The sequence below is a fragment of the Methylobacterium gregans genome, assembly GCF_022179245.1.
In the GTDB taxonomy this organism is placed as follows: domain Bacteria; phylum Pseudomonadota; class Alphaproteobacteria; order Rhizobiales; family Beijerinckiaceae; genus Methylobacterium; species Methylobacterium gregans.
Genome location: NZ_BPQM01000002.1, coordinates 1 through 13,257, shown reverse-complemented (window position 1 = coordinate 13,257; position 13,257 = coordinate 1). Strand labels below are relative to the sequence as shown.

Below are 13,257 nucleotides of genomic sequence, written 5' to 3'. Positions count from 1 at the left end.
GCCCGTCACCGCTCCCCGGCCGCGCCGTCGCGCCGGAGCAGGAACACCCCCTGCGCGCCGATCAGGTTCCAGAACCACCAGGGCATCGCAAAGCGCATCGGGCGCCCGCGCGCGTCGAGCGCCGCGGCGGTCTCGATCTTCGCGCCGACGAGCCGGCACAGGCCGACGAAGTCGCGGATGGTGCAGTGGTGGATGTTGGGGGTCTCGTACCAGGCTTCCGGCAGGATCTCGGTCACCGGCATCCGCCCGCGAAACGCGAGCTCGGCTCGCACCCGCCAATGCCCGAAATTCGGGAAGGAGATGATCACCTGCCGGCCGATGCGCAGCAGGTGCTCCAGCACGATCCGGGGGTTGCGCGTCGCCTGGATGGTCTGGGACAGAACCACCACGTCGAAGGCGTCGTCCGGATAGGCGGCCAGATCCGTGTCGGCGTCGCCCTGGATCACCGAGAGGCCCCGGGCGAGGCAGGCGTTCACGCCCGCGCGGGACAACTCGATGCCGCGCCCGTCCACGCCGCGCCGGTCACGCAGCAGCGCCAGCAGGGTGCCGTCGCCGCAGCCGATGTCGAGCACCCGCGCGCCGGGGGACACGAAGCCGAGCACCACGAGGTGGTCGACGCGCGCGCCGCCCTCGCTGCCCTCGCGCGGCAGGGACTGGGTCGCGTCCCAGGGCACGTCGGCCGCCGCCGGCCCGTTCACAGCCCGCGCGCTCATAGCCCGCGCGCCCGCGCGGCGGCGTCGATGAAGCCCTTGGCGGCGGAATACATTGCCGGTTCGTCGAGCAGGAAGGCGTCGTGGCCCTTGTCGCTCTCGACCTCCACGAAGGCGACAGGCGCCGAGGCGGCGTTCAGCGCGTGCACGATGGCGCGGGACTCCCGTGTCGGGAACAGCCAGTCGGAGGTGAAGGACATCACGCAGAACCGCGTCTTGGTGCCCCGGAAGGCGTTGGCGAGCACGCCGCCATGGTCCTCGGCCAGATCGAAATAGTCCATCGCCCGGGTGAGATAGAGATAGGCGTTGGCGTCGAAGCGCTCGACGAAGCTGACGCCCTGGTGGCGCAGGTAGCTCTCCACCTGGAAGTCGGCGCTGAACGAGAAGGTCGGCGCGCTGCCGGCCTGGAAGCGGCGCCCGAACTTCCGGTGGAGCGCGGCCTCCGACAGGTAGGTGATGTGCGCGCCCATCCGGGCGACGCCGAGCCCCTTGGTCGGCCGCTTGCCGGCCTCGAGGTAGCGCCCGTCCGCCCAGGCGGGATCGGCCATGATCGCCTGCCGGCCGACCTCGTGGAAGGCGATGTTCTGGGCCGAGTGCCGGGGGCCCGTGGCGATCGGCATCGCGGCGAAGACCCGCTCTGGGTAGAGCGCCGCCCATTGCAGAACCTGCATCCCGCCCATCGAGCCGCCGATGCAGAGGAACAGGTCCCGGATGCCCAGATGCTCGATCAGCATCGCCTGGGCCCGGACCATGTCGCGGATGGTGACGAGCGGGAAATCCGGGCCGTAGGGCCGGCCGGTCGCCGGGTCGAGGGAAGCCGGACCGGTCGAGCCCATGCAGGAGCCGATCACGTTCGAGCAGACCACGAAGTAGCGGTCGGTGTCGACGGGCTTGCCGGGACCCACCAGCGTCTCCCACCAGCCAGGCTTGGCGGTGACCGGGTGGCGGTGGGCGAAGTGCTGGTCGCCGGTGAGCGCGTGGCAGATCAGCACCGCGTTGGAGCGGTCGGCGTTGAGCGTGCCCGCGGTCTGGTAGGCGATCTGGAAGGGGCTCAGGTTCACCCCGGCATCCATCGCCAGCGGCCGGTCGGGACCGAAGCGGGCGACCGGGCTCTGCGGCTCCAGGGCCTGGCTGGTCTCCGGGCTCGGGCGCATCCCGCGGCCGGACTCCACCGCGGGAGCGGACCTCAGGGCGGTGTCGGGGGCGTTGTCCATGACCGTTCGTCTGGCGGGCGCGCCCTTTCGGAGAGCACGTGCAGGGCGCGCGGCACGTTCGTTTGACCGCCGGAGGTAGTATGCGGGGCGGGGGGCGTCAACGAAAGGGCAGGCCTGCGCGCGCGATGCGCGCGCTCGACGCGTTCCGGAGGCTGCCCGGCCCCGCGGCCGGGTGCGGGGTTGTTAAGAATAAAGTCTGACCGGCGGACGGCTTTTTCTGTTTCTTCACTGTCGTCGGACGGGAATGGCGGACCGGGAGATTGCTCTTCCCGATCGGTGGGGGCGTCCGATGCGCGTAATCTCACTATCCGCCGCAGATCCGGCCGTGCCAGAGCGCACGCCACTCGCCTGGGTCGAGATCGCCAAGGGCCTGTGCATCGGCCTCGTGGTGCTGATGCACGCCACCCTCGGCCTGGAGGACGCCCTGGGCGAGCGCGGCTACGCCCACGCGATCGCCGATTTCGCCCAGCCCTTCCGGATGCCGACCTTCTTCGCGCTCTCAGGCCTGTTCCTCGGGCGCGCCCTGGCCTCGGACTGGCGCCCCTTCCTCGAGCGACGGGTGTTCCACTACCTGTACTTCTACACGCTCTGGCTGCTGATCCAGGAGGTGATCCGCTTCCCGCACCTCGGCGGCGGCACGCTCGCCGGCACCCTGAGCCATGTCGCGTGGTCCTACGTCGAGCCGTTCTCGACCCTGTGGTTCCTCTACGCGCTCGCCCTGTTCGCGCTGGTGACGCGGCTCGTCGAGGGCGTGGCCGCCCCGGTGGTCCTGGGCGTGGCGCTCGGTCTCGCCGGGAGCGACGTCACGACCGGCTGGCATATCCTCGACGTCGCCTGCGACACCTACCTGTTCTTCTACGCCGGCTACCGCCTCGCCCCGCAGATCCGCGCCTTCGGGGCGCGGATGCGCGCCCGCCCGGCCCTCGCCGCCGGGGTGACAGGGGGCTGGCTCGTCGTCAACGCGGTCCTGATCTTCACCGTCGTCCCGGCCCTCGGCCACACCATGGTCGCCGAAGCCCCGCTCGTCGCGATGCCCCTCGGTGCGCTGGGCGTGTTCGGGGTGATCGCACTCGCGACGCTGCTGGAGCGCAGCGTCGCCGGACCGGCGCTCGCCTATGCGGGCTACCGGTCCATCGTGATCTACCTCGCGGCCTTCGCCCCGGTCGCCGCCTTGCGCGCGCTGATGGTGCGCTACGGGCTGCCCTTCGACGTCGGCACCGCGAGCCTCGCGCTCACGGCTGCCGGCATCCTGCTGCCGCTCGCCCTGGAGCGCGTGCTGCGAGGCACGCCGGCTGCCTGCCTGTTCGTGCGACCCTCGGCGGCCCTGCGCGCGCCGGCCACCATCCTGCGGCGTGGCCGGTCGCTGCTCGACGGCGCGGCCGCGGCCTCGGCGGCTTCCGTCGCCTCCGTGGCGGAGGCCGGAACCTCGGTCGCGTCGGCGCTCGCCGCGCCGCCCGTGCACCGCGGCGCGCTTGTTCCCGCCGGCGGGTCGCTGCCGCTGGCCCTCGGCCCGCGGGAATCGTAAAGGAGGGTTTCACGACGGAGGCCCGGCCGCGATCCGGCCGCACACGCGAGCACGATGCGCTTCTCCAGCAAAGCCAATCCGGGTGCGGACCTCGCGGCGCTGCGGGCGGAGATCGACCGGATCGACGCCGAGATGCACGCCCTGCTGATCCAGCGCGGCACGATCATCGACCGGCTGATCGCCGTGAAGGGCACCACTGCCTCGGGCTCGGCCTTCCGGCCGGGCCGCGAGGCCTCGATGATGCGCCGGGTGGCCGAGCGCCACCGGGGCCTGCTGCCGCTCGACACCGTCGAGGGAATCTGGCGGGTCATCATCGCCACCTTCACCTACGTGCAGGCGCCGTTCTCGGTCCACGCCGACGTCTCGGCGGGCGACTCGGCGATGCGCGACTCCGCCCGCTTCCATTTCGGCTTCACGGTGCCCTACCGGCCGCATCCGACCTGCGCGGCGGTGATCGAGGCGGTGGCCGCCTCCCGCGGCGACCTCGGCATCTTCCGCTTCGAGAGCCGGGCCCCGAACGGCGCCGCGCACCCGCCGAAGGGCGAGGCCTGGTGGGAGGGCCTGATCGGCGAGGGACGCCCGAAGGTGATCGCCCGCCTGCCCTTCATCGAGCGGCCCGCCCACCCCGCAGGCACGCCGGTCTTCGTGGTCGCCAAGCCCCTCGACGACCCAAGTGCGGCCCAGCGCGACTGGGTGCTCTACGCGGTCCGGGCTGAGGCCTGGCCGGACGAGGCGGAGCGGGCGCTCCACGACCTCTACGGCGAGGTGGTGGGGCGGGCCAAACCCCGGGGCGAGACCGAGCGCCTGCTGCTGGCCCTGCCGGGTGGCGTGGGGACGCGGCAGCTGCACGAGGCGCTCGACCGAGCCGGCGCGGGCGTCACGACGCTGGACGAGACCGGCAGCCACGCCGCGCGCTTCCGGGTCTGAGCGCAAGGTCAGGGGATCCCAAAGGGTCTCAGGCCCTTTCGGCGCCCAAGGGCGCTGCAGGCGGGGTTCGGGGCGCGCAGCCCCGAATTCGGCTTCCGGACCCGGCCATGCCGGGTCCGGAAGCCGACAGCAGGGCTCTGCCCTGCACCCGCGAAAGGTCTCGACCTTTCGAAACCAGGACTTCCGGTTCGTACCGTCAGGACCGCAGCGGGTCGTTTTCCAGGCGGATCGGCTGGCCGTGCGGCGTCGCCGCAGCCGCGCGCAGCCACGCGTCGCGGCGGGCGTCCACGCCCTCCGGGGCCGCGATGCCGCGTTCCGTCAGCAACGCCTCCAGCGCGGCGAGCCAGCGGCCGTAATCGGCCGCCGCCTCCGGGTCGTCCCCGGGGCGGATCGCCCGGCCGAGCGCCGCGGCCCACTCGGCCCACGTGAATACGCCCGCGTCGCGCAAGCTCACCACCAGGGCGAAGACCTGCGCCTCCCAGGGGGCCGCGAAGGGGCCGGGCTCCGGCGCGCTCACGCGGCGACCGGGTCGAGATAGGGCTCGAACATCTCGACCATCACCCGCTGGTTCGGATCGGCGTCCGGCCCCCACAGCTCGGCGGCGGCGAAGGCCACGGTGTAGAGCCAGGCCGGGTTCTCGCCCGCGCCGGTCGCGTTGCTGTCCGGCAGCACGAAGGCGCCGTGCACCCGCTCGACGCGGCCGGGACGGCCCCGGACGTAGCGCGGCAGGCGCGTATGGCCGGCCGGATGGAGGTTGCGGGCGCGCACCGCGTCACCCACGGCGAAGCGCGCGGGTGCCTGCGCCGGCCGGTCGCTCGGGAAGCCGGCGCGGAAACGCGGGCCCAGAACCTCGGCCGTCAGCACCCGCGCCACCGGTCGGGCCGGCGCCTCGGAGACGCCGCGCGCCATCTCCTCCGGACTGGCGAGGCCGTGGGCGGCGACTTGGCGCTCCAGCGCCCGCAGCCAGATCGCGTAGTAGCTCGACGCGAGGTACTCGGCCGGCGGCAGCGATTCGCGGGCGGCGCGCGAGCCGTCGAGATTCCACGTGCCGGTGAAGCCCATGGCGAGCGCCAGCGCGAAGACGCGGCGCTCCCAATCGGCATGAAAGACCGGCTCGTCGGGCTCCGGCCGCACGGGGCCGAGCCCGTGCATGCCGCCGAGATCCTGGGCGCCGTTCATGCGGCCTGCTCCGGAGCCTTCGCCAGGCCGGTGCCGATCATCGCGTCGCGGGTGACCAGCGCGGCGAGCCGCGTCTCGTCCCAGCCCTCGGTGCCGGCCGGGCGCTCGGGCAGGACCATGTAGCGGGTCTCGGCGGTCGAATCCCAGACCGTGATGCGGGTGCTCTCGGGCAGGTGCAGGCCGAATTCGGCCAGCACCCCGCGCGGGTCGATCACGGCGCGTGCCCGGTAGGGCGGCGCCTTGTACCAGACCGGCGGCAGGCCGAGCACCGGCCAGGGATAGCAGGAGCAGAGGGTGCAGACGACGAGGTTGTGCTCGCCCGGCGCGTTGGCCACCACCACCATGTGCTCGCCGCCGCGCCCGCCGATGTCGAGCTCGGCGATGGCCGGCGTGGCGTCGGCGAGGAGCCGCGCCCGGAAGGCCGGGTCGGTCCAGGCTCGGGCGACCACCCGGGCGCCGTTATGCGGGCCGACCTGCGTCTCGTACATCTCGACGAGCGCGTCGAGGGCGGCCGGCTCCACGTAGCCTTTCTCGACCAGGAGCGATTCGAGCGCCCGCACCCGCGCCTCGACCGGCGTCAGGTCGCTGCCGTGCGGGTGATCATGCGTGTGATCGTGCGGGTGCTCATGATCGTGGTGGTCGTGCGCCATGGCCGCCCCTGTCTCACCTCAGCCAGAGATACCCGGCGGCAGGCGCAGGTGCCAGTCCGTAGCCCCCTGGTAGGCCTGGCCGATGCGCAGCGCCGTGGCCTCGTCGTAGCCGCGGCAGACGATCTGCAGCGAGAGCGGCAGGCCGGCCTGCGTGTAGCCGCTCGGCAGGGCGAGCCCGCAGAGGTCGAGCAGGTTGCCGAAGCGGCAGAAGCGCGAGGGCAGGTGGTCCTCGTCCACGCTGTCGAGCGGGATGGCGGGCGTCTCGGTGGTGGGGGTGAGCAGGGCGTCGAAGCCCTCCAGGGCCGCGCCGAGGGCCCGCTTCATCGCCTCGCGCCGCCGGATCGTCGCGAGATAGTCCTGCGCCGAGAGCTTCGCCCCGGCGAGGATGCGCGCCCGCACCGCGTCGCCGAGCGGGCTCGCCGGGTCCTCGGCCAGCGCCCCGTTGGTGAAGTAGGCCTCGGCGTTGGTGATCGCGCTCAGGGCGAACAAGTCGGCGAAGCGGAAGGGCAGGCTGATCGTGACGATCCGGCGGCGAGATCCGCGAGGGTGTCGAGCGCCCGGTCGTAGGCGGCGAGGACGGCGGCATCCACGCCGTCGCGCTCGGATTCGGGCATGCGGGCGAGCCGCAGGCCCCGCACGCCGCGGTAGAGGGTGGGGAGCGGGTCGTGGGGTTCGATGCCCCGCGTGGTCGGGTCGAGCGGATCGGGGCCGGACATCGCCCGGTAGAGCAGCGCCGCGTCCTCGACGGTGCGGGCCATCGGCCCGGGCGTGTCGAGGGTGGTCGAGAGCGGCACGATGCCGTGGGTTGAGATGCGCCCGACCGTCACCTTGAGGCCGCTGAGCCCGCAGAAGGAGGCCGGCAGCCGCACCGAGCCGCCCGTGTCGGTGCCGAGCCCCCAGGGCGCCATGCGGGCGGCGACCGCCACGCCCGTGCCGCTGCTGGAGCCGCCGGGCGTGCGGGGCGTCTGCAGGTCCCACGGGTTCCAGGGCGTGCCGAGATGCTGGTTGGTGCCCCAGCCGCCATAGGCGAACTCGACCGTGTGGGTCTTGCCCAGCACGATCATGCCCTGTGCGATCAGCCGCCGGGCGACGGTGGCGGTGCCGGCGGCGACCCGCGCCCGGTGGGCGGCCGATCCCCCCATCGTGATGCGCCCGTCGAGGTCCACGAGGTCCTTCAGCGCGACGGGCACCCCGTGCAGCGGGCCGACCGTGTGTCCGGAGCGGATCGCCCGGTCGGCGCCCTCGGCGGCGAGCCGGGCGTCGGCGGCGTAGACCGCCGTGAAGGCCCGGAACTTGGGATCCTGCGCCTCGATGCGCGCGAGCAGCGCCTCGACCGCGTCGACGGGGGAGAACCGCTTGGCGGCGATGCCCTCCGCCAGGGCCTTGGCGGACAGGAGGGAGAGATCGGTCGGGGTATCGGTCATCGGGTTGCCTTGTTGCGTTGAAGCGCGCCGAGCGCGCTCCCTCCCCTTCCGCGGGGAGGGCAGTCTCTCGACGCGCTACTTCATTCCCACCCGCGTCAGGTCGAGGAACCAGGATTGGGGGGAGACGAAGCCGGTGACCCGGGGCGACATCGCCCGGGCGTTGAGGTCGTGCACCACGTAGAGCCAGGGCGGGTCGTCCACGAGGCGCTCGTGGGCCGCGCGGGTCGCGGCGGCGACCGCCTGCGGATCGGTCGATCCGGCGAGCTGCGTCATCGCGGCGTCGAAGGCCCCGTCCCGCCAGTTCGGGAAGTTGAAGCCGTTCGGCGGGAAGCGGTCGGAGGCGAAGTAGCGGGCCATCACCCCGGCATCCGAGGAGGGCGACGAGATGTTGAGGGCCATCGCGCCCTGCAGGCTCGGGCTGTCGGGCCCCGCCCGGCCGGAATTGAGCAGCACCTGCCACTCGACCACGGTGAAGGACACCTCGACGCCGCAGGCCTGTTTCAGGTTCTCCTGCAGGTACTCGTTCATCGGCATCGGCAGCATCTGCCCCGAGCCCGAGGTCGAGACCATCACGCCGAAGCGCAGCGGCTTGGCCGCGTCGAAGCCGGCCTGCGCCAGCAGCGCCCGGCCCTTGGCCGGGTCGAAGCCGTAGCGGTTCTGGGGTGCGCCGAAATTCGGGTCGCCCGCCTTGAGCCAGCCGAGCGCCGGCTCGGCCGTGCCGTTGAGCAGCGCCACGATGCCGTCGCGGTCGATGCAGTAGTTCAGCGCTTGGCGCACCCGCACGTCCTTCAGCGGGCTGTCCTTGGCGCCGATATTGTACATCCACGGCCAGACATGCGGGTAGGAGCCGGTGGCGACCGCGAAACCCGCCGCCTTCAGCGACGGGATGCCGTCCGAGGCCGGCACCTCGATCCAGTCGACCTGACCCGCGCGGAGCGCGGCCAGCCGCGCATTCGCCTCCGGGATCGGCATCAGGCGCACGCGCTCGACCCGGGCGCGCCGGTCCGCGTCCCAGTAGGCGTCGTTGCGGGCGAGATCGACCGCCTCGCGCGGGGCGACGCGGGTGATCCGGAACGGGCCGGTGCCCGCGGCCGGCAGGGCCGCGACCTTGCTCCAGTCGCCCCCGGCCGCCGCGAAGGAGCGCGGCGAGGTGAACAGGATGTAGACCGCCATGTAGGGGAAGTACGAGGCCGCCTGCGTGGTGGTGATCGCCACCGTGCGGTCGTCGATCTTCCGGTAGGTCGCGAGCAGCGGCACCCGTGCCCGGGTGATGCCGGCCGCCGGGGCCTCGAAGTGCGGGCTGTCGTTCCGGAAGTAGCGGTCGAGGTTCCAGATCACCGCGTCGGCGTCGAAGGGCGCGCCGTCGTGGAAGGCGACGCCCTCGCGCAGGTGGAAGATCCAGGTCTTCGGGTCGTCCGCCGCCTGCTCCCAGCGGGTGGCGAGGCCGGGCCGCAGTCCCGCGGGGCGGTCGGTCCGGTCGAGGTCCCAGAGCACCAGCGATTCGAAGACCGGGTAGCCGAGGAAGCGCATCCCCTCGAAGCCGTTGTTCGGCATGCCGGTGGCCGTCGGGATGTCGCTGGCCGTCATGGCGATGCGCAGCGTCATCTGGGCCTCGGCCGGTGCGCCGAGGCCGCCGAGCAGAGCGAGGGCGGCCAGTGCACGTTTGAGCGTCATGGAAACTCGACGGTGGGTTGCGGGCGCCACGCATCCGCAAGTTGCAGGCCAAGCTTCCCGCGGCCGGTGCAGGGCCAGCCATGCGGCAGGGGCTTGCCGGGCCGCGCCGCCGCGCGCCACCATGCGCGTGGAGCCGGATCAGCCGGCGCGAGGAGAGCCGAGCCGTGTCCGAGCCGATGAACGGGGCCGAGAGCCTCGTGCGCACCCTGGTGGCGGGCGGGGTCGAGGTCTGCTTCACCAATCCGGGCACCTCGGAGATGCATTTCGTGGCGGCCCTCGACCGGGTCGCGGGCATGGAATGCGTGCTGTTCCTGTTCGAGGGCGGCGCGACGGGCGCGGCGGACGGCTACGCCCGCGTCGCCGACAAGCCGGCCTCGACGCTGCTCCATCTCGGCCCCGGCCTCGCCAACGGCTGGGCCAACCTCCACAACGCCCGCCGCGCCCGCTCGATGGTGGTCAACATCGTGGGCGAGCACGCGACCTATCACCGGCAATACGACGCGCCCCTGACCTCGGACATCGAGGCGCTGGCCGCCACCGTCTCGGCCTGGACCCGCACCGGCACGCGCGCGGCGGAAGTCGCGGCCGACGGCGCGGCGGCGATCCAGGCCGCCCGCACCGCCCCGGGGCGGATCGCCACCCTGATCCTGCCCGCCGATACCGCATGGCAGCCGGGCTCCGGAATCGCCCCCGTCCCGCCGTCGCCCGAGCGGGCGCGGGTGAGCGACGACGCGGTGGCGGCCGCCGCTGCCGCGCTCGCGAGCGGCGAGCCGGCCCTGCTCCATCTCGGCGACCGGGCGGTGCGCGGTGCGGGCAAGCGCATCGCGGCCCGGATCGCGGCCAAGACCGGCGCGAAGCTCCTCGCCATGCAGGCCAATGCCCGCATCGACCGCGGCGCGGGCCAGGTGCCGGTCGAGCGGCTGCCCTACCCGATCGACCAGGCGATCGCGGTGCTGGCGCCCTATCGCCGGGTCGTGCTTGCGGGCGCCACCCGGCCGGTCGGCTTCTTCGCCTATCCGGGCAAGCCGAGCGTTCTCACCCATCCCGATTGCGAGACGGTGACGCTGGCCACGCCCGAGGAGGACCAGGTCGAGGCGCTGGAGCGGCTGGCCGAGGCGGTCGGCGCGCCGGACGATATCGACGTGGTCCCGCCGCCGCGGCCGGAGCTTCCGGGCGCGGGCCGGCTCGAGGACGACGCGATCGGCCGCGTGCTCGGCGCGCTGATGCCGGAGGGCGCGATCGTCTGCGACGAGTCGCTGACCACGGGCCGCAACTTCTTCGCCGCGACCCACGGCGCCGCGCCGCATAGCTGGCTCCAGCTCTCCGGCGGCGCGATCGGCGTCGGCATCCCGATGGCGACGGGTGCCGCGGTCGCGGCGCGCGACCGCAAGGTGATCAACCTCCAGGCGGACGGGAGCGCGCTCTACACCGCCCAGGCCCTCTGGACCCAGGCGCGCGAGCGCCTCGACGTGGTGACGCTGATCTGGTCGAACCGCGCCTACGCGATCCTGCGGGGCGAACTCGCCAATGTCGGGGCGCACAATCCCGGTCCGAAGGCGCTCGGCATGCTCTCGCTCGACAACCCGCCGGTCGACTGGGTCAGCCTCGCCCGCGGCTACGGCGTCGAGGCCCGCCGCGTCGAGACGCTGGAGGCCTTCACCGACGTGTTCGCGCACGCGCTGGCGCGGCGGGGGCCCTTCCTGATCGAGGTGGCGCTGTAGGTCGGGCGCCCGTCGCCGGGACGTCATGGGATCCGGGTTAGACTGGCATTCCGGGCGCGTCGGGCGGGTGCGTCGGCTTTACTGCACTGCAGCGGAAATACTTGCGCGGACGGCCGGAGAATCACTTGCGTCCGGTTCTCGTTGAGTTAACGTTCCAACTTCGCAGACCGTTTCAAGGAGACACAAGGAGAATAATTCCTCCGCGCCCGGCGCGTTGGAAGAAGTGCGTCGTCCAGAGGCAAGATCCAACACAGGATGGCTCCGATGTCCGAGATGATTCGCGTTCGACCCACCCAGGACGGAACCTATACTGTTTACCGCGGCATGACGGCGTTGATCTCCGGCCTGACCCGATTGCAGGCCGAGCGGTACGAGGCGAGCATCGCCCGTCAGCAGCAGGGCCTCGTCACAGCGGGCGCTTGACCCGCTCGCGGCGCCGCGCAAGGGCGGCACCGCATTCTCTCACATCCTCTGAAGATCGATGCGGTTATGTGGCCGCCAGCCGCGCCACTTACCCAGAGCTGAGCCGCGGCCGGGCCGATAGCCCGGGTTGCTCCCCACGTCGCTCGCAGGGCTTCCCGTCTGTCGTAGGAGGCGCGGGTCCCCTCTCCGGCACGGGAGAGGGGCGCGGCCTGGTTCGACGCCATCCGGTTTATCCGTCCGCGTGTCCTTGAGGTCTTCTCAGACCGCGCCGTCGAGCGCGAGCTCCCCGAGATCCCCGACGCGTCCCTCCGCATCGAGGCCGCGCTGGCGGGCCGAGATCACGTGGCGGTCGCCCGCCTGCTCAAAGCTGAACAGCAGGTAGGCCGCGCGCCGCGGCAGCGAGGGCCCGTGCGCACCGGGCCGGGCGGAGGCCGATGCGGCACCGACGACCGGCACCCGCCCGCCGCCCGGCCCCGGCACCGCGGCAAGGCTCGCCACATGGTTGTGGCCGTGCAGGATCAGCTCCGCACCGGCCCGGGCGATCATCGCCGTGAAGGCCTGCGCGTCCCGCAACTCGCGCCCCGCCGAGGCGCCGCCCGGATGGGGCGGGTGGTGGATCATCACCACCCGGCAGGGCCGGCCGGGCTCCGTCGCGAGCGCCCGCAGGAGCGCCTCGGCGGCCGCGATCTGCGCCTCGCCGAGGCGCCCGCTCGCCACGAAGGGGATCGTCGGGATCGCGGTCGAGAGGCCGACGAGCGCCAGCGGCCCGCGTCGCCGCAGGTAGGGGAAGCGGCTGCCGCAGCCGCCGTCGTCGGCCGTCCAGCGGTCGCACTGGCCGAGCAGGCCTTCCAGCGAGCCGCGCACGTAGGCGTCGTGGTTGCCCGGCACGAAGCTCACCGCATCGGGCGTGCCCAGGGCCTCCAAGAAGGTGCGCGCCGTCTCCCACTCGCTCGGCAGGCCGATATTGCAGAGGTCGCCCGTGCAGGCGACGTGGTCGGGCGCCTGCGCCCGCAGGTCCGCCACCAGGGCGGAGAGCACCGCCATGTCGTGGCTGCGCGAGCGCCCGCGCCGCCAGTTGGCGTAGCCGGTCGCCCGCTTGCCGAACAGCTGGTGCAGGCGCGGGCGCGATAGCGGCCCGACATGCGGGTCGCTGAGATGGGCGAGGCGGAAGGGCGTGGGATCCGGCATCGCTCCCGCGCATCGCGGCTCCGGCGGCGCGCGTCAAGCCGCCCGGCGGCTGCGTCAGGCGCTGCCGATCGCTATGCCGGTCGCGAGCACGAGCGCGCCGCCGAGCAGAACCTGCAGCGCTGCGCGCCCGAAGGGCGTCGCCATGTAGCGGGTGCGGATCGCCGCGATGGCGACGAGCTCGACCGCCACCACCAGCATCGCCAGGCCGGTGGCGAGCCAGAAGGCGTTCGGCCAGGGATCCGGAAGCGCGTCCGGGATCGCGTACGGCAGGGTGTGGCCGAGGCCGCCGAGGGTGGTCATCGCCCCGCAGACGAGCCCGCGCATCCACGGATCGCCCCGCCCCGTGACCAGGCCGTCGTCCGAGAGCGCCTCGGTCAGCCCCATGCTGATCCCGGCCCCGAGCGACGCCGCGAGCCCGACCAGGAAGGTCGGGCCGTTCTGATGCGTCGCGAAGGCGGCGGCGAAGATCGGCGCCAGGGTCGAGACCGAACCGTCGATCAGGCCCGCGAGCCCCGGCTGCACGATGCGCAGGACGAAGGCGCGGTGGCGCTCATCCGGATCGTCGAGAGGAGCTGGATTCGCCGTGATCGCCATCTGCGCACCTGTCTGGAACTGTTCCAAT

At 73.0% G+C, this 13,257-nt stretch carries 14 protein-coding genes; 4 read left to right on the top strand and 10 right to left on the bottom strand.

The window, feature by feature from the left end; all coding sequences use genetic code 11:
- Window positions 1-5: 5 nt before the first annotated feature.
- Window positions 6-713 (bottom strand): methionine biosynthesis protein MetW, encoded by a 708-nt coding sequence (gene metW / locus MFF54_RS00160; RefSeq protein WP_238300326.1) that lies wholly within the window; start codon window positions 711-713, stop codon window positions 6-8.
- Window positions 710-1,924, bottom strand: a complete 1,215-nt coding sequence (gene metX, locus MFF54_RS00155; RefSeq protein ID WP_238300324.1) for a homoserine O-acetyltransferase MetX — start codon at window positions 1,922-1,924, stop codon at window positions 710-712. The genes metW and metX overlap by 4 nt, the downstream gene beginning before the upstream one ends.
- 325 nt (window positions 1,925-2,249) lie before the next feature.
- On the opposite strand from metX, the gene MFF54_RS00150 reads away from it, so the two are divergent.
- Window positions 2,250-3,449, top strand: a complete 1,200-nt coding sequence (locus tag MFF54_RS00150; RefSeq protein WP_238300322.1) for an acyltransferase family protein — start codon at window positions 2,250-2,252, stop codon at window positions 3,447-3,449.
- Window positions 3,450-3,503: 54 nt separating this feature from the next.
- On the top strand, window positions 3,504-4,376 hold the full coding sequence (locus MFF54_RS00145; RefSeq protein WP_238300320.1) for a chorismate mutase: 873 nt from the start codon (window positions 3,504-3,506) through the stop codon (window positions 4,374-4,376).
- Window positions 4,377-4,572: 196 nt separating this feature from the next.
- On the opposite strand, the gene MFF54_RS00140 is transcribed toward MFF54_RS00145, so the two are convergent.
- The 6 genes from MFF54_RS00140 to MFF54_RS00120 form a co-directional block, all read right to left on the bottom strand.
- Entirely contained in the window at window positions 4,573-4,893 is a 321-nt protein-coding gene (locus MFF54_RS00140) for a nitrile hydratase accessory protein (protein ID WP_238300319.1), read from the bottom strand.
- On the bottom strand, window positions 4,890-5,555 hold the full coding sequence (nthB, locus tag MFF54_RS00135; RefSeq protein ID WP_238300317.1) for a nitrile hydratase subunit beta: 666 nt from the start codon (window positions 5,553-5,555) through the stop codon (window positions 4,890-4,892). The genes MFF54_RS00140 and nthB overlap by 4 nt, the downstream gene beginning before the upstream one ends.
- Window positions 5,552-6,205, bottom strand: a complete 654-nt coding sequence (gene nthA, locus MFF54_RS00130; RefSeq protein ID WP_238300315.1) for a nitrile hydratase subunit alpha — start codon at window positions 6,203-6,205, stop codon at window positions 5,552-5,554. Before nthA ends, nthB begins: the two co-directional genes overlap by 4 nt.
- A gap of 18 nt (window positions 6,206-6,223) precedes the next feature.
- Window positions 6,224-6,694 (bottom strand): amidase family protein, encoded by a 471-nt coding sequence (locus MFF54_RS27570; protein WP_283206232.1) that lies wholly within the window; start codon window positions 6,692-6,694, stop codon window positions 6,224-6,226.
- A complete protein-coding gene (locus tag MFF54_RS00125; RefSeq protein WP_283206231.1) occupies window positions 6,682-7,629 on the bottom strand; it encodes an amidase in 948 nt (315 codons plus the stop codon). Before MFF54_RS00125 ends, MFF54_RS27570 begins: the two co-directional genes overlap by 13 nt.
- Before the next feature lie 75 nt (window positions 7,630-7,704).
- Window positions 7,705-9,303, bottom strand: a complete 1,599-nt coding sequence (locus MFF54_RS00120; protein WP_238300313.1) for an ABC transporter substrate-binding protein — start codon at window positions 9,301-9,303, stop codon at window positions 7,705-7,707.
- Window positions 9,304-9,479: 176 nt separating this feature from the next.
- Between MFF54_RS00120 and MFF54_RS00115 the strand changes: the two genes are divergently transcribed.
- Together MFF54_RS00115 and MFF54_RS00110 are read left to right on the top strand one after the other, a co-directional pair.
- On the top strand, window positions 9,480-11,024 hold the full coding sequence (locus MFF54_RS00115) for an acetolactate synthase large subunit (protein ID WP_238300559.1): 1,545 nt from the start codon (window positions 9,480-9,482) through the stop codon (window positions 11,022-11,024).
- A 264-nt stretch (window positions 11,025-11,288) separates the two neighbouring features.
- Window positions 11,289-11,447, top strand: a complete 159-nt coding sequence (locus MFF54_RS00110) for a hypothetical protein (protein ID WP_238300312.1) — start codon at window positions 11,289-11,291, stop codon at window positions 11,445-11,447.
- Window positions 11,448-11,705: 258 nt separating this feature from the next.
- On the opposite strand, the gene MFF54_RS00105 is transcribed toward MFF54_RS00110, so the two are convergent.
- Window positions 11,706-12,635 (bottom strand): metallophosphoesterase family protein, encoded by a 930-nt coding sequence (locus MFF54_RS00105; RefSeq protein WP_238300310.1) that lies wholly within the window; start codon window positions 12,633-12,635, stop codon window positions 11,706-11,708.
- Window positions 12,636-12,689: 54 nt separating this feature from the next.
- The coding region (locus MFF54_RS00100) for a VIT1/CCC1 transporter family protein (protein ID WP_506289935.1) at window positions 12,690-13,257 on the bottom strand (568 nt) is incomplete at its 5' end.